The sequence below is a fragment of the Streptomyces sp. NBC_01142 genome, from assembly GCF_026341125.1.
In the GTDB taxonomy this organism is placed as follows: Bacteria; Actinomycetota; Actinomycetes; order Streptomycetales; family Streptomycetaceae; genus Streptomyces.
Map to the genome: position 1 here is coordinate 42,476 of NZ_JAPEOR010000008.1, position 23,343 is coordinate 65,818.

Annotated in this window: 26 protein-coding genes and 1 pseudogene; 22 read left to right on the forward strand and 5 right to left on the reverse strand. The window is 70.3% G+C overall.

Annotated elements, in window-relative coordinates; translation table 11 throughout:
* Window positions 1-265: 265 nt before the first annotated feature.
* The 10 genes from OG883_RS45535 (at window position 266) to OG883_RS45580 (ending at window position 8,731) form a co-directional block, all read left to right on the forward strand.
* Complete coding sequence (locus tag OG883_RS45535) at window positions 266-973, forward strand: hypothetical protein (RefSeq protein WP_266554705.1); 708 nt, start codon at window positions 266-268, stop codon at window positions 971-973.
* Window positions 974-1,382: 409 nt separating this feature from the next.
* Complete coding sequence (locus OG883_RS45540) at window positions 1,383-2,030, forward strand: hypothetical protein (RefSeq protein WP_266554707.1); 648 nt, start codon at window positions 1,383-1,385, stop codon at window positions 2,028-2,030.
* Between the two features lie 153 nt (window positions 2,031-2,183).
* Window positions 2,184-2,573 carry a hypothetical protein gene (locus tag OG883_RS45545; RefSeq protein ID WP_266554709.1) on the forward strand — a complete coding sequence of 130 codons (390 nt, stop codon included), beginning with the start codon at window positions 2,184-2,186 and terminating at the stop codon, window positions 2,571-2,573.
* A 262-nt stretch (window positions 2,574-2,835) separates the two neighbouring features.
* Window positions 2,836-3,645 (forward strand): hypothetical protein, encoded by an 810-nt coding sequence (locus OG883_RS45550; RefSeq protein WP_266554711.1) that lies wholly within the window; start codon window positions 2,836-2,838, stop codon window positions 3,643-3,645.
* A gap of 263 nt (window positions 3,646-3,908) precedes the next feature.
* Window positions 3,909-5,129 (forward strand): hypothetical protein, encoded by a 1,221-nt coding sequence (locus OG883_RS45555; RefSeq protein WP_266554713.1) that lies wholly within the window; start codon window positions 3,909-3,911, stop codon window positions 5,127-5,129.
* A gap of 243 nt (window positions 5,130-5,372) precedes the next feature.
* Entirely contained in the window at window positions 5,373-6,515 is a 1,143-nt protein-coding gene (locus OG883_RS45560) for a hypothetical protein (protein ID WP_266554715.1), read from the forward strand.
* Between the two features lie 231 nt (window positions 6,516-6,746).
* Window positions 6,747-7,073 (forward strand): hypothetical protein, encoded by a 327-nt coding sequence (locus OG883_RS45565; protein WP_266554717.1) that lies wholly within the window; start codon window positions 6,747-6,749, stop codon window positions 7,071-7,073.
* An 83-nt stretch (window positions 7,074-7,156) separates the two neighbouring features.
* The gene (locus OG883_RS45570) at window positions 7,157-7,483 is read left to right on the forward strand and encodes a hypothetical protein (RefSeq protein WP_266554719.1); all 327 of its coding nucleotides are present in this window, start codon (window positions 7,157-7,159) and stop codon (window positions 7,481-7,483) included.
* Window positions 7,484-7,687: 204 nt separating this feature from the next.
* Window positions 7,688-7,960 (forward strand): hypothetical protein, encoded by a 273-nt coding sequence (locus tag OG883_RS45575; protein WP_266554721.1) that lies wholly within the window; start codon window positions 7,688-7,690, stop codon window positions 7,958-7,960.
* A gap of 351 nt (window positions 7,961-8,311) precedes the next feature.
* A complete protein-coding gene (locus OG883_RS45580) occupies window positions 8,312-8,731 on the forward strand; it encodes a hypothetical protein (protein WP_266554723.1) in 420 nt (139 codons plus the stop codon).
* A gap of 220 nt (window positions 8,732-8,951) precedes the next feature.
* Here OG883_RS45580 and OG883_RS45585 read toward each other — a convergent pair whose 3' ends face one another.
* The 4 genes from OG883_RS45585 to ltrA form a co-directional block, all read right to left on the reverse strand.
* Window positions 8,952-9,557, reverse strand: coding sequence for a hypothetical protein (locus OG883_RS45585; RefSeq protein ID WP_266554725.1), 606 nt, complete (start codon window positions 9,555-9,557; stop codon window positions 8,952-8,954).
* Window positions 9,554-10,198 (reverse strand): DUF6233 domain-containing protein, encoded by a 645-nt coding sequence (locus OG883_RS45590; RefSeq protein ID WP_266554727.1) that lies wholly within the window; start codon window positions 10,196-10,198, stop codon window positions 9,554-9,556. The genes OG883_RS45585 and OG883_RS45590 overlap by 4 nt, the downstream gene beginning before the upstream one ends.
* A 3-nt stretch (window positions 10,199-10,201) precedes the next feature.
* Window positions 10,202-10,576 carry a hypothetical protein gene (locus tag OG883_RS45595; RefSeq protein ID WP_266554729.1) on the reverse strand — a complete coding sequence of 125 codons (375 nt, stop codon included), beginning with the start codon at window positions 10,574-10,576 and terminating at the stop codon, window positions 10,202-10,204.
* Between the two features lie 176 nt (window positions 10,577-10,752).
* Entirely contained in the window at window positions 10,753-12,513 is a 1,761-nt protein-coding gene (gene ltrA / locus OG883_RS45600; protein ID WP_266554731.1) for a group II intron reverse transcriptase/maturase, read from the reverse strand.
* Window positions 12,514-13,299: 786 nt separating this feature from the next.
* Here ltrA and OG883_RS45605 point away from each other — a divergent pair.
* From OG883_RS45605 to OG883_RS45645, 9 genes and pseudogenes are all read left to right on the forward strand, one after another.
* Window positions 13,300-14,676, forward strand: coding sequence for a Fic family protein (locus tag OG883_RS45605; RefSeq protein WP_266554733.1), 1,377 nt, complete (start codon window positions 13,300-13,302; stop codon window positions 14,674-14,676).
* Between the two features lie 18 nt (window positions 14,677-14,694).
* Window positions 14,695-15,858, forward strand: a complete 1,164-nt coding sequence (locus OG883_RS45610) for an IS701 family transposase (protein WP_266553438.1) — start codon at window positions 14,695-14,697, stop codon at window positions 15,856-15,858.
* Window positions 15,859-15,869: 11 nt separating this feature from the next.
* On the forward strand, window positions 15,870-16,016 hold the full coding sequence (locus OG883_RS45615) for a hypothetical protein (protein ID WP_266553435.1): 147 nt from the start codon (window positions 15,870-15,872) through the stop codon (window positions 16,014-16,016).
* Window positions 16,017-16,301: 285 nt separating this feature from the next.
* A complete protein-coding gene (locus tag OG883_RS45620) occupies window positions 16,302-16,781 on the forward strand; it encodes a hypothetical protein (RefSeq protein WP_266553432.1) in 480 nt (159 codons plus the stop codon).
* A 357-nt stretch (window positions 16,782-17,138) separates the two neighbouring features.
* Window positions 17,139-17,543: pseudogene (locus tag OG883_RS45625) on the forward strand (HU family DNA-binding protein); the annotation flags it as partial.
* A gap of 88 nt (window positions 17,544-17,631) precedes the next feature.
* Window positions 17,632-17,808, forward strand: a complete 177-nt coding sequence (locus OG883_RS45630; RefSeq protein WP_266553429.1) for a hypothetical protein — start codon at window positions 17,632-17,634, stop codon at window positions 17,806-17,808.
* 488 nt (window positions 17,809-18,296) lie between these two features.
* Window positions 18,297-18,863 (forward strand): hypothetical protein, encoded by a 567-nt coding sequence (locus OG883_RS45635; protein WP_266553426.1) that lies wholly within the window; start codon window positions 18,297-18,299, stop codon window positions 18,861-18,863.
* Window positions 18,864-19,149: 286 nt separating this feature from the next.
* Window positions 19,150-19,839: a hypothetical protein gene (locus tag OG883_RS45640; protein ID WP_266553423.1), complete on the forward strand. Its 690-nt coding sequence runs from the start codon at window positions 19,150-19,152 to the stop codon at window positions 19,837-19,839.
* 9 nt (window positions 19,840-19,848) lie between these two features.
* Window positions 19,849-20,115 carry a hypothetical protein gene (locus tag OG883_RS45645; protein WP_266553420.1) on the forward strand — a complete coding sequence of 89 codons (267 nt, stop codon included), beginning with the start codon at window positions 19,849-19,851 and terminating at the stop codon, window positions 20,113-20,115.
* Window positions 20,116-20,519: 404 nt separating this feature from the next.
* On the opposite strand, the gene OG883_RS45650 is transcribed toward OG883_RS45645, so the two are convergent.
* A complete protein-coding gene (locus OG883_RS45650) occupies window positions 20,520-20,702 on the reverse strand; it encodes a hypothetical protein (protein WP_266554735.1) in 183 nt (60 codons plus the stop codon).
* 317 nt (window positions 20,703-21,019) lie between these two features.
* Here OG883_RS45650 and OG883_RS45655 point away from each other — a divergent pair, with 317 nt between their 5' ends.
* The 3 genes from OG883_RS45655 (at window position 21,020) to OG883_RS45665 (ending at window position 22,687) form a co-directional block, all read left to right on the forward strand.
* Entirely contained in the window at window positions 21,020-21,304 is a 285-nt protein-coding gene (locus OG883_RS45655) for a hypothetical protein (RefSeq protein WP_266553415.1), read from the forward strand.
* Window positions 21,305-21,528: 224 nt separating this feature from the next.
* Window positions 21,529-21,834 (forward strand): hypothetical protein, encoded by a 306-nt coding sequence (locus tag OG883_RS45660; protein ID WP_266553413.1) that lies wholly within the window; start codon window positions 21,529-21,531, stop codon window positions 21,832-21,834.
* Between the two features lie 211 nt (window positions 21,835-22,045).
* On the forward strand, window positions 22,046-22,687 hold the full coding sequence (locus OG883_RS45665) for a hypothetical protein (RefSeq protein WP_266553411.1): 642 nt from the start codon (window positions 22,046-22,048) through the stop codon (window positions 22,685-22,687).
* The last annotated feature ends 656 nt before the right edge of the window (window positions 22,688-23,343 follow it).

The window sequence follows — 23,343 nt, forward strand, 5'->3', positions numbered from 1 at the left end:
CGCGACCGGGTCACCCTCGGATACCCGGAACTGAAGCCCTACCCCAAGCGCCCCGACTCCTGCGACTAGCCAGCACAAGCAGGTCAGACGCCTCTCCCATCGTGCCCCGCCGCGGCCGCGTCCGGCTCAGTCCCGGGGCGGGCCGCCCGACGTTGCGGCAGTCCTCCGCCGGTTGCGGTCCTAACCGGGCGCTCGCCCAATGTGCCGCTCACCGGGACCCACAGACGCCCGGGACCACCGAGCCGGATGCGAGAGGCACACCACCATGACCAAGCGCCGGAAATACACCCGCGAGCTGATCACAGCCCGCGACCACGCTTACCAGGCTCACCGCCAGCACCACGGTGATGCGCAGGATCGCCCGCCCATGCTGCGCGTGATGGCCGGATTCGCCGACGGCATCCCCGTCGCCTACGAGCCGCGGAGCCAGGGGGACCCGCTTCCGTGGGTCGAGTACAACGGCGACACCGGCACCGCCGAATTCCGCTACACCGGGCGCGAGTGCTGGACCGCGCCCGTGGAGAAGAGCAACGAGATCGTCGTCCGGCAGATCATCGCCCGGTCCGTGTACCGGCGACTTGCCGCCGAAGGCATCGCCTGCGGAGGCTGGGGCGACAGCGCGGGAACCTACGCGCGCTACACCTTCGCCGACGACTCCGAGGTCACATGGTCGGGCACCGACCGCTACGGAGCGGAGGTCTCCAACCACCACCCGATCGGAGAGCACGGATCCCTCGGCGCGCACTGGATGCAGCAAGAGGAGCCCCCGTACGCCGAAGAGACCCCCGACTTCGCCACGGGCAACTACGCCGCCGACTCGGCCGCACTGGTCGCCTGGATGGTTTCCCTCGCCGAACGACACGGCCGCCGCCACCAGGAGTATGCCGCTGCGGGGGACACGGAGGCCGCTCTCTCCTGGCAGAAGTCCACCGGCGGCTTCATCTTCACGGAGACCACGAGCTCAGCCCGCTGACCCCGCACCACGAGCGCTCCCTGTCCCGCCCCGGGGCAGGGAGCGGCGTCGCGTTCGTGGCCGACACACTCACTCGTACGTGACGGCCAGTGGACAGCGCCAGTTCCCCGGCGTCGAGCGCGGCGCCAACCACCTGCCGCCCCCGGCCGCCGCGCCCTCTTCCCCGTCCCGCCCCGCCACCCGGCGGAATAGGGCCCCAGACCCTCCTGGGCTGCGGCCCCGCCTCCCCCTGACCGCGCACTCTGCTCATACACGGCTCGCCCCGGCCCGAGGCCGGAGGCGGGCCGTTCCCGTGACCAGCGGAGTCGCGGAACCCGCACTCCCGCCATTGCGCCGCTTACACCCCTCCATCTCAGGCTCTGCCCGTGGCCAGTCAACAGAACCGGCCCCTGAACCGAGAGGCACCCCCATGGGATGGACCACCTACCGGCGAGAGAAGAACGCCGAGACCGACGTGGAACACTTCGGGGCCAAACTCAACCCCCGCTTCAAGATCATCGCGCACGGGACCGTCGCAGGCGTCTTCTATGCCGCCATCCGCGAAGAGACCACCAGCGAGGTCACCGCGTACGTGGCCCTGACCCATTGGTCCCGCGACCCCCTCTTTAACTTCGGCTACAAGGACATGAGCGAGACCTGCCTGCCGGGCGACCACAGGGCGCCCAAGTCCGTGCTGAACGCGCTGACTCCGACCACGCATGAGGACGCGCTCACCTGGCGGGCGCACTGCCGGGACTACCACGCCCAACGCGACTTGCTGCGGGAGCACTTGAAGCCGGGCGTCCGGGTCCGCCTCACCCACACCCTGACCTTCACCGACGGCACTCGCAGCGACACCTTCACGTACACCCGCCGCGGCCGGAGCACTCACGGCCTCCTGACCATCGGCAGAAGCCACTACCGAATCCCGAACTGGCGTGACAGCGTCACCGCACTCATCACGCCAGACCACCGGGAGACCCTCACTCCCGTCGGCCGGCGGCAGGCCACCAACCAGCCTGCAACCCAGACCCATGCCGCCGAGCCGCAACCACAGAACGCCGCCGCAGCCGCCTGATATCCCGGCCCTCACCCGCAGCGCACGGCCCCGCCCTCAAGGGCGGGGCCGTGCGCGTTTCTGTAGAGCATCTTGCGCGGCTAACAGCCGCACCCGCCATGGTCACGGCGACATCCAACAACCAGCCAACCCACCAAGGGGAGATGAGCGACCGTGAACCGTGACCTGGTCCAGAAGGTCCTGCGCACCATCAAGCAGCGCACGAACCTGCTCGTAATCGACGAGGTGCTGCTTGGCACCAACCGGCTCGAAGCGCGCGTACCTCTGCACGGGGTCACGCTGAACGTACCCGGCATCGTGGTCTACCTCTCGGGCTACGCCATCGAGCGCGTCAGTGGCAACGACGAAGACCGGGAGCCGGAGTTCGAAGCGTCCACGGACAGCGAGTCCGGCACCGTCTGGGAGATCGCGGACCGTCTGCTGGGCCTGACTCCCACCGACACCGACGAACTGTTCGGCTTCCCCAGCAGCAGGGCCGTGTTCGCCGCGTTCGAGCAACTCGCCGCTGGCGCGGAAAAGGTCAACTGGTCGGCCATCCGCTAGGCCCGCGCCGCCCCGGCAGCTCCCCCAAGGCCCGCCCCCATTCGGGGGCGGGCCTCGCCGTACGCCCACTCCACGCCACCGCATCGACCCACCTGCGTCCCCGCGCCGTGCGGGCCCCCTCGCCTCCGGTGCCCGGCCGCGGCGGGTTGCGGGGCTAACCCACGCCTCGCCCACGGTCCATCCCGCAGCCCCGCCTCACCACGGAGCCGCACCCGCCGTCCGACTCACCGACCGGCAGGTTCTCAACTAGGGAAGGACCCGCGTGTTCACCCCCAACGACCTTCACCAGACACTCACCGCCAGCGGCACCTTCAACGGCCTCTACACCGCGCTCATGGCCGCCCAGCCATCCCTTTCCATGCGCACGCACGCCGACCAGGCCACCGGCCTGGTGTTCTTCGAGCAGGACCGCCGCGTCCGCAACAGCCCGATCAGCGGCACCATCACCTTCAACCTCGACGCCGGCGCGATCCTCCTGTGCGCCGACGGCTACACCGGCCCTCGCTGGCACACTGCGCTGGAACGCCTCGCCACCACGACGGCCGCATGGTCCTGGCAGCCTGCCCCTGACCACAAGCCGGGCACGCTCGAGGGCGTATTGCACCTCGGGGGGAGCATCACCGCCGAGACCCGCATCGGCCGCTCCCACCACCACAGCGACGCCGCCGATGCCGCCCTTGCCCTGATCCCCGCAGACCGTGCCGCGAGTGGGCCCGCCTGGGCCCTGGCCGTCGCCGTCCTGGGCGCCTTGGTCACCGACGATCCCGCGTACCGCTCCCCGGTCCTGCCTGCCCCCGACCCGGACACCCTCACCGGCCCCGTGACCGACTATCCGGCCGCCATCACCATTGTCGCGGCGGCCCTTGAGCTCCTGGACGAGAACGGGGACTTCGGCACGGCCCGCGGCCACGATCCGATCTGGCCAACCGACGCAGAAGGCGCGGCTGTCCGAGCCCTGCGCGACTTCCGGGATGCCCTCATCAACACCATCCCCGACCAGCAGCCCGAACCCGAGCCCGGCTCCGACGACCGTGGCGGATGCTGCGACTGCCCGCACGAGATGGAGGCTTAGCCCCGCCGTCCCACCCTGAACTGTGTGAGCCCTCGCCCCGCACCCCGGCGTGAGGGCTCACATCGTTGTGGCCCAGTAGCGACCTGCCGTTCTGACCACCCCGGCTGCTTCCGACCAGCGCCCCCGGCCCCGCCTTTCCGCGTGGTGTCCGGGGGCGCCGCCGTGCCACCACAACGCGCGCGTTGCGCCGCTATCCCTCCGCGCCGCGATCGTCCACACACGTCCCCGGCAGCCGCCGCACCGCACCGGAAGGAATCCACCTCATGTCCGCCCAGCCCGCCTCCACGATCACCGTGCACCTCACCCCCGGACAGTGTGCCGCCTACCTCACCGACTGGGAACACCGCAGCGAGACCGACGACACCGACCAAGCCGCTCTGTACGACCAGATTGCGTCCGCCAAGCTGTCGACGCTCACTGACGCCGAGGGCAAGCGCCGTCGCCGCCACGTGCTCACGCTCACCCGCGCGCAGGCGTGCGACCTCCTGACGAACATCGCCTACGCGATGGAGCTGAAAACGAGTGATGCCGACGACGGCGACACTGACGCGACGAACCGGATCAAGCACCACGGCGCTGCCCACACCGTCGTCCGGGCCGCTGGAGCCGAGACCATCACGGAGTTAAACGCCCGCACCGGCGAGACCCGTGGGCAGGCACCCGCCGGCCAGGAGCTGCCCGCCCGCGCCGCCGGCGACCGGGAGGACTCCGGAATGCGTGACGTGATCCGCCAGTCCGAGGCCCGCGTCGTTGCCGACCAGGAGGAAGCCGACGCGAAGCGCCACGACGTACGCCTTGCGGAGATCACCGCAGGTGTCCGTCCCCATGCGGACACCGCCGCTCGCCGCGTGCGCGCATGGACCGACACCATGAGGCACCGCATCGCGTACGGACTCGGCGTCTACCGGGGCGAGCCCGCTTCGGTCGCCGTCGCCGACGCCCGCGCGCTCGCCGAGCACACCGCCACCGCCGCGCAGCGCGAGCAGCTGCGCACCGCCGTCACCACCTTCCTCACCCATGCCGATGGCGAACCGCGCACCCTGGCCTCCAGCCACGGCACCCGCCCGCCGCTGCTCACCTACGACGTCCTGGTCCTCCTGGACCGGTCGGAGGACTCCGCAGACGAAGGGGACGGTGAGGGGGACGGTTTGACGTGCCCCAATGGGAACCGCCCGCCGGAGTGCATCGAGATTGACCCGTGCGAGGCATGCGCCCAGGACGCGGACGCCGAGGCCGAGGAGATCGAAGCCTCCATGGGCCTGCGCAACCAGACCGATGACGGTGACCGCCCAGATCCGAGGGACGTCTACGAAGTCACCGTGTTCCGCACCGAGATGATCACCTTCACCCTGTCCGCCGCCTCCGCTCAAGACGCGGAGGAGCGCTACCTCATGGACGGCGAGGAGATCGGCAGCGAGACCGTGAAGATGCGCGTCGACTCCACTAACCGCCAGGAGGACCCGGAACCGCTCCGACCTACCTGAGCTACGCCCCACGGCCCCCGGCACGCCACCAGCGCACGCCGGGGGCCGCCCACTGTCCGGCTCGCTCCGGGTCAAGGGTGCGCGCCCCGCACCACCAAGGGGGTGTGCCGCCCCGCATTCACGCAGCGCCAACGCGCCAACGGCACCTGCCGCTCCACGTCAACGGGTCGCTCCCTTGCGCCCCTTGGCCCGCTGCGCTCCACGGTTTCGGCCACCGACCACGCCAACCCATGGAGCCCCGTCATGCCGCACACCACCGCAGGCCCCGCACCCATAGCCGTTCCGGCCCCCATCCTTGAAGCCCGCGCCCACCAGGCCGAGCGACTCCGCACCCAACTCGCCGACTTCTGGGGCAAGCCGCTACGCGGAATCCCCTGCGGCATGGACCTCCTGCGGACCATGTTCATCACGGTCACCGCACAGGACCTCACCCACGACGCAGCTCTCCACTACCTCGCCCTGTGCGACAACAACGCCGCCGCGTACCGCACCAGCGACGTATGGGTCGCCCCCCACAGCATGGGCCAGCGCATCACCGAACACCCGTTCCTGACCACCGACAGCATCACAGTCGGCAACCTTGAAGACATCGCCCGCGCCCGCGACGGACTCGTCTACTTCCCCACCCCGATCCACCTCGACGGCTTGCACCCTCTCTCCGGCCTGGCCTGGCACATGGAAGGCACCGGCGACGACCTCACCGTGGACTTCGAGACCATCACCGACACGCGCCTGATCCCCACCAGCCTGCCACCCCTGCTGGCCGCCACCACCAAACTGCCCCTCAGCCCGTACTGCCCCAACGGCCTGGCCACCCTGCACGGCGACGTCCTCAACGGCTACAGCAATCCCGACCTGTTCGGTGCCCCCGGGCCTGCCACCATCCTGGCGCTGCTGCTCGCCTTCTGGGACCTGTGCCGCCCCACCGACGCCCCCGACGACCCCGACAGCCCGGAGGCGGTCGACGCAGCGGACGAGGACATCGTGAACGTCCCCCAGCACACCAACACCGGCACCAAGAACACCGGCCGAAACCGGAAGAACAAGAACAACCGGCGCCCGGCACGCAAGCGCCCCATCCGCATCATCCGCGAATCCGCCCACACTCCGACTGCCGCCACCGGCCAGCCCCGGCCGACCGACGGCACCGCCGATGCCTCCGGGTCGAACTGGAAGGACGACACCCTGCGCTGGGAGGTCTCGCAGAAGTACCAGAACCGCTGCCCGAACCCGCACCAGCACCGCGCCATCATCGAAGCAGGCGGCGAATGTAAACCCGTCCGCGTCCCCGTCAAGGCGCACGTCAACGGGCCCAGGGGGCGTGATGTCGACCCCCGCCGAACCGTTCGGATCGTGCCCGACCGCCACACCGGAACCCGTCCGTAGCCCCCGGAGCCCGGCCCTCGTCACCCGCGTGGTGCCGGGGGCTGCTCCATGCCCGCCCAGCGGTAGCCGGAGCCCGGCCTCCTCGCCCTGCCCGTGTGGCCGCGCCTGGCGCCACCTCCCCGGTGCCCCGGCCGCCTACTTGTGGTGCTAACCCGCCGGGCCCTGACGGTGACCCCACCCGGTGGCGGCGCCAGCGCCGCCACCGTCATCGAAAGGATCAGGAGCAGGTGGATGACTGACACCCCCATGACCGCCGACGAGGCCCTCACACAAGCCGACCCCTTCACCGTTTTCGGCTTTGCCCCCGACAGGTACGCGGAGATCCTCTTCTACCGGTGCCGCGAATGCGGAGCCAGGGGACCGGTCGGCAGGGCCTCACTGGACGGCGACTTCCGCGACCTGCCCGAACCCGAGCAGGCCGCGCACACCTGGCCGACCGACCACTGCAACGCCGAAGGCCATGAGCACTCCGACCGCATCACGCTGTCCCGCGCTCCCGGCCGCACGACCACCGTGCGCCGCATGAGCAAGGCGACCCGGCCCGCCCTGATCACGTGAGCTGCGTGCCTCAACGCCCGCTGCCGCCCTTCGCTGCTCCGCCGCCAACCACAGCCCGTGAAGGAAGAAGGAAGCCCGACATCATGAACACCGACCCGAGGACCGTCGGCGAACTCGTCCGTGAAACCCACGTCACCACCCCCACGACGACACTCACCGTGAACACCGTCCTCCTGCACCCCGACACCTCCAGCTACGACACCACGATCTACGACGACTCCACCGGCCAGCAGCACCACGGAATGCGGCTCGGCGACACGTGGATCATCGGCTGGGGCCAGCAGATGGGAACGGAGGCAGCTGCCCTGAGCCTTCACGACGAAGCAGTCGACGCTGCACGCTCCAAGGAACCGCGCCCCGCACGCAACACCAACGGTGACTTCATCGACGACGAGGGACAACCCATGTGACCGCACTCTCGGCCCCGCCCCCGGCATCTGCGCAGGGGTGCGGGGCCGCAGCTTGTCCAACAGCCGCTCGCTGCCACATGGTTGCCGGTCTTGCCGGCCGCCGGGCCATGGTGCGGCACCGGCCCGGGGAGGCGGTGGCATCAACTCCCGCACACCTTACCCTCACCCGCCGACCAATCACCGCACCGACTTGGAGCCCACAGAGTGAAGATTCGCATCGGCACGCCCGAAGTCACGTTCACCGTACCCGGCACGATCAGCCGCCCCAGGCTGCTCGCCACCGGCTGGGACAGCGAGCACACCATGCGCGCCCAGGAGTTCGAGGCCGAGGTGCGCCCGTACCCCGTCGAGGACGCGCCCGGCACGGTCCGCTGGGAGGTCGAGACGCTCACTATCCGGGGGCGCAGGGTCGTCGACCGCCGCACGGACGCGCCGGGCCCTTTTCCACCCCGTGCAGTTCCCCGACGGCGTGCCTGACTGGGTACGTGACCTGGCCGAGCAGGTCCTCCCCGCACAGCCACCTCCCGACGTCGCCCGCCGCGTCTTCTTCATTCCCGACTAGCAGCGAGAGCACCCATGGCCACCCTGGCGCGGCGCCCGCGCATTGCCGCGCTTGGTTGCGTTTGTTGCTGCCGACCGGTCCATGGTGTGGGGCGCCGCTCCAGGAGAGCGGTACCCACCCTCGCTCTCTCGGGCCGCTGGCCGCTTCACACTCCGCTGGCGACCGGCGTCCAGGGCTTTCCCCCCTGGCGCGGCAGTGCGCCTCGCCCTACACGACCCGCACCGGCTCAAGCACCAACTCATTGACGATCACACGGAGCGCTGACCATGACACGCAAGGACCTGACCGAGCCGGACGACTCAGCATTCATGATCGCGGCGGAACTGTGGCACTACTCCGTGAGTCGCGACCGGCTGAGCGTAAGGCGGCTGTACTGCGCGAGCCAGAACTACTCCGTTTGCCTGGACCTGATGGAAGACGCCCGCATGACGTCCGACGGCACCCAGTACGTCCTCGCTCATCGGCCCGTCACTGAGTACGGCACCGGCTACGGTTCCGGCTTCTCCAAGGGTTTCGAGCTCTACACCCTTTCCAACCACTTCGGAAACCTTGCTGCTGCGATCCGGCGCGGCGACGTGACCGTGGACCACGAGACGCTCGGGCAGTTCGGCGTCACCCTGGACATGGTCGATGCCGCAGAGGCCGCTGCCGCTGCGTCCGACGCTGAGCAGACCAAGAACGCCTGAACCACGACCCCGGCCCGGGGGAGCGGTGACTACTACCCACCTCGTTTCCCGGACCGCTTCCGCTGGCCCCGTCCTAGCCTTTCGGCCCCCGTCACCCGCCCGCGCGTGGTGTCGGGGGCCGCCCCATGCCCCCCCGATAGCGCCCGGCCCGCCGCCCGCATCGCCGAACTCCTGCGCACCTGGCGCCCCTGACCGCTGCCCCTCGCCAGACTCCACGGCATCAGACGTTCCGAACACCGCTGTTGGAGTCCTCCGTGATGGCGGCTGGGTTCCAGTGGTAGCGGCGCCAGTAGTCCATCGGCCATCCGTCCTCGATGAGGCAGATCTTGACCTGGACGGAGACCGCGCCGTCGGGGTCGGTCCATCGCCGGAAGGCCTTGGCCTCGCGCCATTCGCCGCCCACTTTGACGTGCAGCCGGACGGGCTGATGGTCCGGCGCAAAGTGCTCGATGAGCGGAAGGATCATCGCGTCGCCCTGAGGCGGTCCGTGCAGCACACGTTCAGCGTCACCAGGGCGGGCCGGGTATTCGACGGGACTTGTGCCGAAGGATCGGGTGATCATGGCGTGCGGGTCGGCCCAGACCCAGGTGTGGGTGCGCCAGCGGCCCAGACGGCCGTCCGGCAGCAGCGGCCGGATGTCAACGCGGAACGCTGTCCTTCCGTCCACATAGTCGCGCCGCTCAGAGGCCAGCCCCCTCCAGCGCTGCCCGCCGAGGCCCAGTCGGACTTCGACGAGCTGGTCGTACAGCACCGCGGCGACGGGCCTCGTCGGCAGATCCTCGGGGACGATCTCGACCGCGTCGCGCTCGATGGTCCGGTCGATCACGCTCTCCTCCCGCCTGCCGAACGTCGGCGGCTGTCGCCGGCGCGCTGAGCGTCGTCCTGGGGACCCGGCGATGCACCGGGGCGGAGCCGCGCGAGCGTCTTGCCGGCGTCGCACAGGGTGCACACGGCGGCCCCTGGCTGGGCGGCGGCCTGGAGCGCCTGCGCGGTGGTGAGATCGTAGGGGCCTGAGTGGATGGGGCAGTCCGCGGTGTGGAGGCGGGTGCGGCGCGGCCCGGTGGCGTCGTAGGCGTACCGCTCCCGCTCCACGCCCCAAAGCGTCGCGTTGTCGGCTGCGTTCAGGGTTGGTGGCGCTGGCAGATGGCGGCCGGTGCGGGCGCGGATGATCGCGTCCCGGTGTCGGGTGAGCGGGACTCCTCGGTAGGAGACGCCGTCGATCGGCCTCACATGCGACGACGGGGCGTCGAACTCGGTGTCCGCAGGCTCGGATACATCTCTGGCACCGAGCTGGGTGACAGCCCACAGGGCCACTGAGACGTGATACATCCACGCGCCGGTGGAGCTCTGCCATCGGTGGTGGAGGCGGCCGGTGAGCCCCTGGCCGTCGTGGAGCAGGATCCGGATTGGCGGCGTCGGAGTCTGTGCCGGCGGCTCTCCGTCGGCCAGGCCCTCGACGTCGTCCATGACCTACGCCGCCTTGTCTGGACTGCCTGCCCCGGACTGAGGCTCGGCCAGGCGCTTGAGGGCCATGCGCGCGTCGACCCGCTCGCCGGGCGCCAACGTGCTCCACCAGGCGTATGTGACGATCGCGGCCGAAAGCCGGATCATGCGGCGCCGCAGTCGACGCTCCAGCAAGATCTGTTCGGGCTTGTAGCCGGGGGAGTCAGCGAAGGTAATGGTCTGGGTGACCGAGCCCATCAGCTGTCGCTCGTAAGTCCGGCCCGAGCTTGGCTCGACGGACCAGGGCAGAGAGCGGCACAGCTGCTCGTACTGGGCGCGGACGCGGTGCAGCTGGAGCTGCAGGGCCTGCAGGCGGTCGGGGAAGTGGTAGGTGGTGCTCACCCGCCTAATGATACGCGTGTTCGAATTCGGTCTGCCAGAAGCACGGCGCGACCTTCAGTGACTGTGGTCGGGTAGCCGGAGACCATTGCTGATCCCCGGCCCCCTCAGAACCGGACGTGCGAGCTTTCCCCGCATCCGGCTCAAGCAAGCCCCATGGGCTTCGCAGGTCAGCAGGGTTATGTGGCCCGTTTGCCGTCGCCAGCGTGATGCTGACGGTGGCACTCGGAGTGCACGAGGCGAAGGTTGTTCCGCTCGTCCGTGCCGCCGTCTCGCCGGTAGGTGAAGTGATGCTTGTGGAGCATCTTCTTCGAGGCCGCGAACCAGTTGATCCACTCACGTGGGCTGTCCGGTTCGTATTCGGCTCCAGCGATCAGCGCCTGCTTGCAGAGAGGACAGAGCCCCTGCTGCCGGACCGCCAGGAGAAGACTCGTCTTGTCCATCGGCGGTGGCGCTTTCCTGCGGCGGCGATCCCGCCAGTACTCGGTCAGATCAGGATCGTCCGGGGACGCTCCGCCTTTGACGAGCTGGTGGCGGACGATGCCGGTCCAGGCGAACTTGATGAGGAAGGCGCCGCTGTCGCGGTCGCCGAACACCCACCGGTCTCGCCGGGACGGGTGGAACCTGCCGAAGTACCGGTCCACGACCCAGTGACTCGACTTGTTGCGGTGACGCCGCCTGGCCCATTTGAAGGTCAGCCGCCACATGTAGTGATCCAGCGACGAGAACGTCGTCGTGGACGCCACCGCCCGGTAGTAGGCCGCCCAACCGCGAACGATCGGGATCAGCCTGCGCAACACAGCCTCGGCATTGGCCCCATGCAGGGCCTTCACCTCGGTCCCTAGTCGCGCCCGGAGCCTCGCGCAAGCCGCTGTGCTCGGCTTGATGATCAGCTTTCCGCCCGTGCGGCGGACGGTGAAACCGAGGAAGTCGAACCCCTTATCGAGGTGGACGACCTGGGTCTTCTCCTCGTTGAAGCGAAGACCTCTCGGTTCCAGCCAGTCCTCCAGCCGGGCCCTGACCTGGTGCACCTGTTCCTCGTCGTGACAGAGCACGACGAAGTCGTCGGCATACCTCACCAGCACCGGAGTGCCCGGCATGGCGCCGGGCTCGCGCCCGGCCCGCACCGTGTAGTGGCACCCTGCGGCCTGTTCCAGTCCGTGCAGAGCAACGTTCAGCAACAGCGGGCTGATCACACCGCCTTGAGGAGTTCCCTCCTCGGTCGGTGCGAACCGGCCGCGGTCGATCACGCCCGCCTTCAGCCAGCCGCGGATCAGGTCCCTGGCGGGGAACTGGCCGAGCATGGTCATCAGGTGGGTGTGGTCGATGCGGTCGAACGCCGCCGACAGGTCCGCGTCCAGGACCCACAGACGTTTCGGGTTCTTGCCCTTCACCGTCCAGAAGATCGCGGATATCGCGTCCTGGCAGCTGCGGCCGGGCCGGAAGCCATAGGACCTCGGCTCGAACCGCGCTTCCCACTCGGGTTCCAGCGCGTTCTTCACGCGGGCCTGGAGGACCCGGTCACGGATGACCGGGATGCCGAGCGGTCGCTGCTTCCCGTTGCTCTTCGGGATGAACACTCGCTTGACCGGCCTGACCTTCCACGGATTCGACGACCGATGTATCTCGGCCGCCAAGATGCCTCTCGCCTTCGGCGTGAGGGCCCGTTCCCCGTCGATGCCAGCGGTCATGCGACCACTGCTCTGCTGCGTCACCCGCTTCACGCTGATCAGCGTGTTGCTGCGGCTTCGCAGCATGAGCTTCTGCAAGTTGCGGACCTTCTTGAGGTCCCCGTCCTGCGTTGCCTTGAAGATCCTCTGCCTCAGCCGCCGTACGTTCTCCTCGCAGATGGCCCAGTCGATGCCGTGCCAGTCGAGTAAGTCGTCCTCGGGTCCGTTCACCGCAGACGAGGGCGTCACAACAGGTGTCGTGATCTCCACGCTCGCCTCCGGTGTCTAACTTGTCCCTTGGTTCCGGCTTCCTTGCAGTGGTGACTTCAAAGGCTCACCTGATCCACGTGGGCGCCCTTTCGGGCCGGACCACCGGGGCCCGTATCCGGCGAGTTATGCGAGAGCGGGTGAAGGTCCCAATCTCCCGGTTTCCTCTGGCCTTTCGGCCCGCCGGCCTTCGCTTCTTGGATCTTCCTTCTCCCGCCGGGGACTTCAGCCTTCCTTGCGGTCGACCTACCAAGCCAAGGCTTGGACCCCGTCGGGGTTTCCACGTTCCGCACCAGTAAGACGCGACTGGGGTGGGCGCCCCCTCTACCCCGGGACCAGCGGTGTCCTCCCTCCGGGCTCAGTTACCCGAAGGTCACTTGGCGCCTTCCAGCACCGGGTCCTGTGACCGCCGCCAACACGCCATCGACGCGGTCTCAAAGTCACGAGGCATCATCAAGGGTTCACTTGCGTTCGCCCGTCCAGCCTTCCCCTCACCTGTTGCACCCCGATGGCCGAGGTGCCCTTGGGCTTGAACGCTCCGCTTCACACCCCGCCGTTACCAGCGACGCATGGGAGCGCGGGAACGGGCCCTGGACACTGGCCCGAAGTCCAGCCTCCTCAACTTCCCTTCATACAGCTGTCCTTGCTTACTTGGAGCGACCTCGTGTCGCACACTGAGTGCTTCGGTTGGCGGATGAGCGCTTGAGTTGGCGGGGCTGTGCGTCAGAGTTGGCGGACCCAGTGCCCGCGGTAATCCGCTTGAACGGGTGTCGGGTAGACATGCAGGCTATGGCGGTGATTCCTGAGCTGGCCCCTGGCTATCTGAGCTGGGACGAGGCGGACCCCGACCGTCATCCCTTCGACAACGCGTCTGCAACGCAGGTGGTGCACTCGCTCGGGCCGGCCCGGCGAGTGCCACGCCGCCCCGACGTCCCCTGCGCCGACCCGGCGATGAGTGCCTGGAGCTGGGGCGAGGCCAACCTCTGGGCCGACGCCATGTCGCATGCCCTCGTCCAACGCTACGGCCGCTGGGCCGTGGGCTGGCGCTGGGCGCACGACGAAGGGGACTTCGACGGAGGGCCGGTCGGAAACTGGTGTTGCCCGCGGGACTCGATCACCGCCCCGGACGAGACCCTCGCCCGTGTCGTCGCCGCGCTGTGCGAGTGGCGCGGGTGGCTGGAGACTCTGGCCGGATGGTTCGAGGCGTACCCGCTGGAGCTGGCGGCCGTCGAGGATCAGCGGATCTTGTGGGAGCGCGCCGCCCGGAACCTGATCCTGCAGGTGGTCGACCGCACCGGGTGCGGTAGCGGCTGGCACGGGCACTGCCGTCAAGTGCTCACCTGGTTCCTCAGCCGCTGGCAAGTCGCACCCGACGTCGCGGAGGATCTGGTCGGCGAGGCGATCGGCGGGCGGTTCCGGAGCTGGACCGGCCCCGACACAGTGCTGGTCGACAACGTCGCGGAGCGGCTCGCGCTGTCGCTGCGGCCGGACGACGGCACACGGTCCGCCGAGCCCGTACCGGACCACCTGGAGCGCTGGCTTGCGGTGCGCGAGGCCGTGCCGTGGCAGGAGGGCACGGACGGCGGCGCGGACGGGCCGGTGACCCCCTCGTGCGACGGCGCGGCGGAGGACATCCGCTTGTTCGACGGCGCCGTGGATCCTGCCCGCGCGGAGGGACTGCTCGCTGCCCTGGAGCTGCTGCGGGCCGACGCGGCGCGCGGTGCCCGGCTCGATTTCGAACTGCTCCGCGGCTGGCAGCAGCACGTCCTTCACACACCGCAGCCGCCGGCGTTCCGCAGCTTGCCCGCCTTCGCCAAGGGGGGCCGGGAACGCTACGGCATCGGCCCAAACACCCGCGCCCGCCTCGATGCCTGCCTGGCCGAGAGCGCAACGGACGGCGGGCGGCCCCTCCCCCTGACCGCCCGCGCCGCACGTGCTTATCTCGACGTCTGCTTCTTCCATCCCTTCGACGACGGCAACGCCCGGTCCGCCTTCCTCACCCTCCTCTTCGTCCTCGCCCGCGAGGGCGTCGCGCTCAACGGGGTCGGCCTGCTCCGTCGCATCACCTTCCAAGCCAGCGACCCCCAGGACGCGCTGATCCTCGCCCGGTACGTCGACGTCCACCTTGCGGAGACCCGACGCAGCGCCGCCTCCCTCGGCTCCTAGTACTGCAATCACAGTTGTATGTGGTTGAGTTGGTGTGTGGCTGAGCTCGGGGTGGGGTTGGTTGAGGGGTGGGCCGGGGTGCTGGCGGGGTTGCATGCCCGGTTCGCGTCGCGTTTCGTGAGGTCGGAGCCGCGTGGGCGGGCTCTTGCGTATATGCGGGGGTTGATCGCTCCGTTGGAGCGGAAGAACGGCTGGACGCTGGCGGAGCGGGCCGGTGACCGGCTGCCGATCGGGATGCAGCGCCTGCTGGGCGAGGCGGACTGGGACGCCGATGGTGTTCGTGACGACGTGCGGGACTTCGTCGTCGAGACGATCGGCGACAAGAACGCGGTCTTGATCGGTGACGACACCGGCTTCCTGAAGAAGGGCGTGCGCTCGGCGGGTGTCCAGCGGCAATATTCCGGAACGGCCGGACGGACGGAAAATTGCCAGGTCGGCACGTTCCTCGCGTACGCGTCGGCGAAGGGCCGGGCTCTGATCGACCGGGAGCTGTACCTGCCCGTCTCCTGGACGGATGACCGCGAGCGGTGCCGGGAGGCCGGCGTCCCGGACGAGGTGTTGTTCGCGACGAAGACGGAGCATTTCAAGGCCATGCTCGTGCGTGCGGTCCAGGCGGGCGTGCCGTTCGCGTGGGTCACCGCGGACGAGGCCTACGGGCAGTCGAAATCCCTCAGGTGGTGGATGGAACAGCGGGCCATCAGCCATGTGATGTGTGTGAAGACCAGCGACACCGTCATCACCCGCGGTGCGGGGGAACGCCGTGTCGACGAGCTGGTGGCCGCTCTCGCGCCACAGTCTTGGAAGCGTCTGTCCGCTGGGAAAGGATCCCATGGTGAGCGTATGTACCAGTGGGCCCGGATCCCCATCCGGATCTGGTGGGAGAACGGCCACGGCCACTGGGTCCTGGCCCGCCGCAGCCTGAAGGACCCCACTGACCTCGCCTACTACGTCTGTTACGGGCCCGTCAGCACCCGCCTGAAAGACCTGGTCAGGGTGGCCGGCGCCCGCTGGGCCGTCGAAGAGTGCTTCCAGACTGCGAAGGGCGACTGCGGCCTGGACCACTACCAGGTCCGCCTCTACCACGCCTGGTACCGGCACATCACCCTCGCCATGGCCGCCCTCGCGGCCCTGACCGCCGTCCGCGCCCACGAACTCTCAAAAGGGGCAACCACGGTGGCCTGATACCACTGTCCGTGGCAGAGATACGCCGCCTCATAGGCCACCTCCTCCACCCCGCCCACCTCACCATCCACCACCATCTGCACTGGTCACACTGGCGAAGACTCAGCCAGACACGCGCCCGCGACAGCCACTACAAACAACGCGGACACACCCCTTAACTGTGATTGCAGTACTAGGCCCACCCCGTCGCCGGGGTGGGCCTTCGCGTTCGTCGTACCCGCAACCGTCGCGCCCCGACCCGTGCCCCGCGCTGCCGCCCGGCGCGTCGTGGCCGGTCGCGGCCGTGTTGCACGGCTTGCCCCGCCCGCCGCCACAGTGCGGTCCGCCGGCCCGGGGGAGCGGTGCCCACCCATTCCCCGCTCCCTCGGCCCGCATCAGCCCTCACCGGCCGCGCCGTGCCCGGCGCCGCCGGTGAGCCCCGCCACCATCCCGGAGTCCCGACCATGACCCTTCCTGCCGCCCTGCTCGTCACCCCGCTCCCGTTCGCGCCGACCAAGTCCACGCTCTCCGAGGGAAGTACGCCCCTTCACCTGCCCGCCGACAGGCAACAGGACTGGCTGGAGGGGCAGATCGGCGGTGGGGTCAGGGCAGTCGCCTACCACCTCCACGCGTCCGTGCACGTGAACAGCAACGCCATCGTGCTCGGCCAGCAGCCCAACCCGGTCCTGTGGACCCTGGCCTGCGCCTGGCGCGACCGCATCCTGCCCTACGCACTGCACGGGCCCGCCCTGATCACCGGACGCGCCGACCTCAGCGGCACCTACCTGCCGCTGACCGGGCAGATGGCCACCCAGACGCAGGCGGCACTGAAGGCGGCGACCGGCTGGTGGCTGGAGCACGACTACGACATCCCGCTGTGGCCGGTCAACCCCGCCTCCCGCCGCTTCGCGGAGGCAGTCGCCGTGACCCGAGCCACCCTGTAGCCCGTGGAACAGAGCAGCCCCCGGCACGCGCCTTCGCGAGCCGGGGGCTGCTTCCGTACCCGTCGCTGCCCGGCGGCCCCATGCCGCACCGCGACTCTGCCGCGCGGCCCGCGCCGCCGCACGGCCTCTGCCCGTGCCGCCGCGCCGTCCGTCGCTGCCTGCCGCGGTGCGCGGAACGCCGCCTCGCGCTCCGACCTTCCCGACCAGAAGTTGCCCCTGACCCGGCAGAAAGCGTTGCGCGGCTAACTGCCCACCCTGCCAAGGTCATTCACACCCAGCCCGGACCACAACCCCCACGGGGCAAGGCCCGGCCGCGCGGCAACAGACCCAGCACCCGAGTCCGAGGGGACACACACCATGAACAAGGCACAGCTCGTCGAGGCGATCGCCGACACGATCGGCGGCCGACAGCAGGCCGCCGACGCCGTCGACGCCGTACTCGACGCCATCGTCCGCGCGGTGGTCGCGGGAGACCGGGTCTCCGTCACCGGCTTCGGCTCCTTCGAGAAGGTCGACCGCCCGGCCCGCTACGCCCGAAACCCGCAGACCGGCGAACGGGTCCGCGTCAAGAAGACCTCCGCCCCCCGCTTCCGCGCGGGCCAGGGCTTCAAGGACCTCGTCGCCGGTACCAAGAAGCTCCCCAAAGCGGGCCAGATCTCCGTCCAGAAGGCCCCCAAGGGCAGCCTGCCCGGCGGTGCCGCCACGAAGGACAAGAAGGCCACCACCCGGAAGACCGGGAAGGCGCAGAAAGCCACGGCGGCCACCACCCCGGCCCGATCGGCCGCCGCCTAGAAACCCGGCCCGCCGTCCCCTGCCGCCCCCGTGCCGCGCCCGAATGGAGACCCCTGCTGTGTCCGCCCCGTCAGCCCACCACGTGCACCGGCGATGCCACGCCACACCGTCAGACGGCCGACCCGGGATCTGCGCCAAATCCCCCGGCCACACCACCAGAACCCCCGACCCCGACCCCGACCACTTCGACCCGGACACCGAAGAGACCTGGCGCGACCACGACCCCGGCCAGTGACCCCGACCCGTTCATTGCACCCCTAACTCCCCACCCCGGCATGGTCTCGGTGTCGGGCCGGAACCCCTGCGGACTCCGCTTTCCGCTCAAGTCCGGCCCGACACCACCATCCGACCGCCGCGCCCCGACCCGTGCCCCCGCCGCGCCGCGCCGCGCCGTGCGAGGCCAACGCCCCCGCACCCGGCGCCGGGGTCGCCCCATGCCCCCCACGTACCGGCTCCGCTCGCCTCGTCGCCTGCCCGCCGAGCGGGGGAGCCGGGGTCGTGTCGCTTACCCCGCCGTCCACCACAGTCAGAGCAGCCGGGAACGCCCCGCACGAACCCCCTTCCGTGTGCTGCGAGCGACCGGCAACTGCCGGGCCGCGTGCGACCGCGCATCCCCCCTCTGCCGCACCGCGCGGTCCGGCATCACCTGCCCCAGGCGACGCCCCAAGGCCGCCGCGCCCAGCCCACCGCCCGTGCAACCGCCCCCTGAAAGGACCGACCGTCATGGTTTCCACACCCGCCCAGCTCCGCCACACCCAGGAAGCAATCGAGCGCCTGACCGGGCACCTTGCCGACCTCGGCATACCAGCAGCAGCGATCCAGGCCCTCCTCGACAACACCGACCCCGGCCCGTGCAACGACCTCAGAGGCGGCGCCATCTGCCAACTCGATCTCGGCCACCCGCAGAAGCGCCATCTGGCCGTCTGGCCCCCCGCCCCGGGCACGAAGACCCAGACCGAATGGGCCAGCAGCTGGTCCGAACACGACATCAAGAAGCACGGGGCCTACGACAATCCCTTCACCCTGCCCGACGCCGCGACACCCGCTATGCGCGCGCACACCGAACTCGTCGACGAGCCCCGGGTGCTCATCTGCCAGCCCGTCACCGACACCCTGCTGTACGTACACATCAGGCTCGGCAGGAACGACACCGGCCTGACCTCGTGGCTGCGCCGCATCGGCCTGAAGCACGGGCAGGCCACCCGTACCGAACACGGCGACTACCTCGCCCGCGGTCACCTGAACGGGGCCCGCGTCGCACTGATCGCGCACGCCCACTCCTACCGCTGACCCCCGTACTACCCCGAGCCCGCCCGCCCCGCCCTACTCCGGCCAGGAGGGCCCGGCGTGTTGCGGACCCCCTGACTGGTCTGGCCCCCGGACGCAGCGACCACGCAGCGCCCGGGGGCCGACCCATGTGCCCCGCCGCCCGCGCGAAACCAGCACCGCCGCATCCCCGCCGGCCGGGTTGCTGCCCTAACCCGCCGGACCCCGACAGTGTCACCACCGGCCGCCGCACCGCACGCCCCAACGGGCGCCCCGCGCGGCCCCCAACTTCCCGGAAGGCAGCCCCGGCATGTTCCTGCACCTGACGACCCTCCTCGACCTCGACCAGGAGCCGATAGGCACCGTCAGCGCCCAGTTCGTCGGCGGCGCCCGCACCAACACCTGGCTCGTCGTCGCCAACACCCCCAACGAAACCGGCGACCATGTCGCCCTCCACACCTACGGCCCGTTCGCCACCGACGACGACGCCCGCGCCTGGGCCGCCGCCCACCTCACCCCGTACAGCACGTGGACCATCGCCCCCCTCGCCATCCCCTACACCAACGCCGAGGTCAACGCCGAACGCCGCAAGCCGCTGCGCCACTCCACCACCGCGCGCCGGGCCCGCGCGGACACCATCGCCGCCTACCTCACCCCGTACGACGGCCTGACCCGCCTGCCGCGCAACACCCGCCCGGACACGTCCCGCCACGGGTTCACCGCCCGCGAGAGCGAGCACCCCGGCCTCGGCCCGGTCGTCGAGCTCACCGCCCTGGGCCCCGACGACTACCGGCGCGAGGACGACCACCACCGCATGAAGGCCATCCTGCGCCGGGACTACCCCCACTTCGAGATCACCGACCAGGACACCCGCCTCCTGGTGCGCCGCCTGTCCGATGCCGAACTCCACGACCGCGCCGACCAGGCCGCCGCCCGCGTTGCCCCGCACCTCGCCGCCCTCACCACCAACACCCCGCCCGCCACCGACATCGAGAAGTGAGGAACTGCCGTGGGTCATCAGATCATCGAGCAACCGGACGGGCTCCTCGCCGTCTTCTCCAGCGTCGTCGGCTCCTTCGTCGTCACAGATGCCACCCCGGAGGAACTCATCGACTGGTACGCCGAGGAAGCCGCCCGCGAAGCACGGGAGCGTACGAAGCGGCTGCTGGATAGAGTCGCCGTAGGAGGGCAAGTCGCTTACGGGCAGCATGCGTTGACGTGGGAGGAAGCCTCCCAGCTCCACCAGGAGTGCAGCAGCGACCCAGACGAGAGCTGACACACAACGGTGCCCCGCCGGGGGTGCAGGGCGGCACCCCGGCCCACCGCGTGGCTCTGGCGCGGCCGGCCGGGTTGCGGCGGTTGGCGTCCGCCCGGCCAGCCTCACCCCCAGCGGCCCGAGCGGAGCAGTGACCAACCTGCCTGCACCGCTCGGGGCTCCGCACCCCAAGGGCGTCTCCACGCCCCCACCGAGCCTTGACGACGGGACGTTCCGTGAATTCCGCTGCCCTCCGACCGCACGCCCTACCCCCGCGCACCCTGACCCGCCTGACGCCCGCCGACTGCACGGCCACCCATTGGTCGACAGCCAAGGCGAAGGCCGACGCCGGGAACCGAGTCCTGGCCTTCATCGAGAGCGGCCTCCACCCCGACTCCTTCACCGACGACCTGTACCGCACCTGCTCACAGCACCTGTTCGCCCACATCGCGCACTTCAACCGGCACGGCTTCGCGGACGTCTGGTTCACCACCCCTGACGACAAGGCCGCCTTCATCCGGCACGCCATCAACGCCCGCAGCGGCGGCGATCCCGCCTGGACGTGGTCCGACGTCGAGCAGCACCTTCAGGACACGCTCGCCGACCACCCCCGCCTGCAGGAGCCGTCAGCCTGGACCGGCGCCACCCGCCCGCACGACTGCCCCTCATGCCACTGCACCCCCCAGCCCCCGCCTGACCCCCCTCCGCCCACTGCACCTTCACCGGCCCCGGCCCCGCCCCTCGCGGTCCCGGGGCCGCGCCATGCCCGCACAGCTACGCCCCTCACACGGGCTGACCCCGCCCGCACCCCACCGGCCCCCGGCCCATTCAGATTGCGGCTGTTGCCCCGCTGCTGGCCAGGGTCGGCGTACAGCCCACGCCCGAGGCGGGCCCCGCCCGCCCCTCCGAGATGCGGAACATCATCATGGCCACCACCCCGTCCACCACCGATACCGGCGCCCTGTGGCAGAACCTCGCAGATGCCCTGAACGCCCTCATCGACGCCCGGCAATTCCCCGACTTCCACGACCTCTACGGGGCGCGCAACAACTGGCAGCACCAGCCCATCGCCTCCACCGCTGCTCGCAGTGACGCCCCGTGGGTGGTCTTCGACCTGTCCACCCGGCAGTTCACCGTCTCCAGCCGCGAGCGAGTCCTCAACGGCGAACACGGCCGCCGCAACCGCCGCTCCAGGAAACAGCGCCGCTGACCCGCTGCCCCCTCCCTCGGCCCCCGCCCGGCGCCCCGCGCCCCTGCCGCATCTGCCGATCTGCCGGCGGGTGCGGCAGGCGGCAGCTTGCGGGTCTTGGCCGCCGCCGGGCCACGGTACGAAGCACCGGCCCGGCCGGGGCGGCGCCCACCCCTCCCGCCGCCTCGGGCCGAGCGACGACGTACCGCACCGGCCCACCCTTTCCACGAACGAGGAGACGCATCATGCTCGACACCTTCTGGGCAGTGATCGCCGAACAGCTCCAGGAGCTGCGCACCGCTAAGACCGCGGACGACGTCCTGCGCACCCTGGCCACCGACCACGGCCCGGACCGCGGGTTCTTCGCAGGCTCCGGCGGAGACGAGACCGTCAGTGACGCCCTGCACACCGCAGGCTGGCAACTGGTCTGGGCGGAGTCCTCGCTCTACTACACGATGCGCGCCCCCGACGGATCGATGATCACCTACATCGAGGGCGACATCCTCCGAGGCGACCGCCACGGCAACAACCCCGCCCCGACCGCCGACTGACCTCCCGCCCACCACGCTTACGCGCACAAGGCCCACCCTGTCGACGGGGTGGGCCTTCGCGCTGCCCTGCCCCCGCCCCCTTCGGACGGGCCGCCGCCCCCGCACACCTCACCCGGCAGCGCAGGGCAGGAGCCGCGAGATCTTGCCCGGCTTGCTCCCTCCCGCTCCAACCTCCACGGCACCCGAACAGCACCAGCCAAGGAGACCCGCTGTGGGATACGAGCTGTACTACGAGGGCTGCCTCACCTTCGACCGGCCTGTGAGCCTGGCCCGGCCCGACGAAGACCGCCTCTCCGATCTCGCCCGCTTCTTCACCCCGGTGTTCGAGCAAGCCGAGGGCACGCCGACCGGCCGTCACGTCACCGGTTTCCAGGTGGACGAGGAGACCGCCGACTGGGCCAAGTCGTGGCCCTGGCACGAGGACTTCGCGGCCATCGAAGAGTTCGCTCGATGCCACCAGGTCACTCTCACCGCGCAGTTGCGATGGCAGGGCGACGGCTGCCCCGCCAACCCCGCCGACGACCGCGGCCATGTCGTGTTCGACCTCCACGGTGACCACCATCAGGTCCCCGACAGCAGCAACGACCAGGCCGTCGAAGCCCACCGCCGACGCTCCTGCACCTGCTACCGCGACACCGCCCCGCGTCCCGCGCCTGCCCCGTCACCCGCACCCGCACCCGCACCCGTGCCCGTGCCCGAGCATCCGGCGGTCGGCCCGCTCACGCCCATCCGCAGCGGCCAGCTGACCGACTACGCCGCCCACTGCACCGAGCACGGCCAGATTGTCTTCATCCCGGACGAGAACCTGGCCCGCTCACTGCGCGACGAGCACGTCGCCCGCCACCACAGCTGACCACCCCGCCCCGGCTTCCGGCCCCGTCCTGCACCCCCGCAGGCGGGGCTGCTTGCCGTTCGCTCCGCGTCCCGGCCCGTGCCCCGGTGCCGTCACGCTTGCCGGCCTTACCCCCGCTCCTGCGCATGGTCCCGCCGCACCCCTCCACACGACGGAAGGACCCCACGACCATGCCCACCTCCTCAGTGAGCACGGCCAGATCAGCGGTCACTGTGAGGCCGCGCGGGCAGAGACCCGCGTTTTTGGCAGCGGTGACCTGGACAAGGACGTGACCGCGTTCGCCGCCTGGGTCGTTGACCTCGCTGACCGGCACGGCAAGGCTCCCCAGTAACGTCCGCTCGCCTCTACGGCCCCGTCTGCCCCGCCTGGGCAGACGGGGCCGCCTGCCGTTCCAGGGCTGCGCACCGCACTGCACCGCCGTGTCCTGCGTGCGACACCTTCCGCCGCGTGGCCGACCAAGCGGGCGGGCCGTCTCCAGGACACGTCACCGCCTCCGGCCCGCGCGCCTGTGGTGTGTTGCTGGGCTAACGCTGTCCGGCCGCAGGGTGCTCCCCGTCAGCCAGCCACGGGCCGTCGCATCCCGACGCCCCTGCCGCACGAGGAGCCCTTTGCCATGCTGCACACCGAACCCCTTGAACCCGCCGACAAGCCCGCCC

Coding starts and splice junctions, on each gene's coding strand:
- OG883_RS45535 (WP_266554705.1), top strand. CDS start 266: ATGACCAAGCGCCGGAAATACACCCGCGAGCTGATCACAGCCCGCGAC.
- OG883_RS45540 (WP_266554707.1), top strand. CDS start 1,383: ATGGGATGGACCACCTACCGGCGAGAGAAGAACGCCGAGACCGACGTG.
- OG883_RS45555 (WP_266554713.1), top strand. CDS start 3,909: ATGTCCGCCCAGCCCGCCTCCACGATCACCGTGCACCTCACCCCCGGA.
- OG883_RS45560 (WP_266554715.1), top strand. CDS start 5,373: ATGCCGCACACCACCGCAGGCCCCGCACCCATAGCCGTTCCGGCCCCC.
- OG883_RS45565 (WP_266554717.1), top strand. CDS start 6,747: ATGACTGACACCCCCATGACCGCCGACGAGGCCCTCACACAAGCCGAC.
- OG883_RS45570 (WP_266554719.1), top strand. CDS start 7,157: ATGAACACCGACCCGAGGACCGTCGGCGAACTCGTCCGTGAAACCCAC.
- OG883_RS45580 (WP_266554723.1), top strand. CDS start 8,312: ATGACACGCAAGGACCTGACCGAGCCGGACGACTCAGCATTCATGATC.
- OG883_RS45590 (WP_266554727.1), bottom strand. CDS start 10,198: ATGGACGACGTCGAGGGCCTGGCCGACGGAGAGCCGCCGGCACAGACT.
- OG883_RS45605 (WP_266554733.1), top strand. CDS start 13,300: ATGGCGGTGATTCCTGAGCTGGCCCCTGGCTATCTGAGCTGGGACGAG.
- OG883_RS45610 (WP_266553438.1), top strand. CDS start 14,695: ATGTGGTTGAGTTGGTGTGTGGCTGAGCTCGGGGTGGGGTTGGTTGAG.
- OG883_RS45620 (WP_266553432.1), top strand. CDS start 16,302: ATGACCCTTCCTGCCGCCCTGCTCGTCACCCCGCTCCCGTTCGCGCCG.
- OG883_RS45635 (WP_266553426.1), top strand. CDS start 18,297: ATGGTTTCCACACCCGCCCAGCTCCGCCACACCCAGGAAGCAATCGAG.
- OG883_RS45640 (WP_266553423.1), top strand. CDS start 19,150: ATGTTCCTGCACCTGACGACCCTCCTCGACCTCGACCAGGAGCCGATA.
- OG883_RS45655 (WP_266553415.1), top strand. CDS start 21,020: ATGGCCACCACCCCGTCCACCACCGATACCGGCGCCCTGTGGCAGAAC.
- OG883_RS45660 (WP_266553413.1), top strand. CDS start 21,529: ATGCTCGACACCTTCTGGGCAGTGATCGCCGAACAGCTCCAGGAGCTG.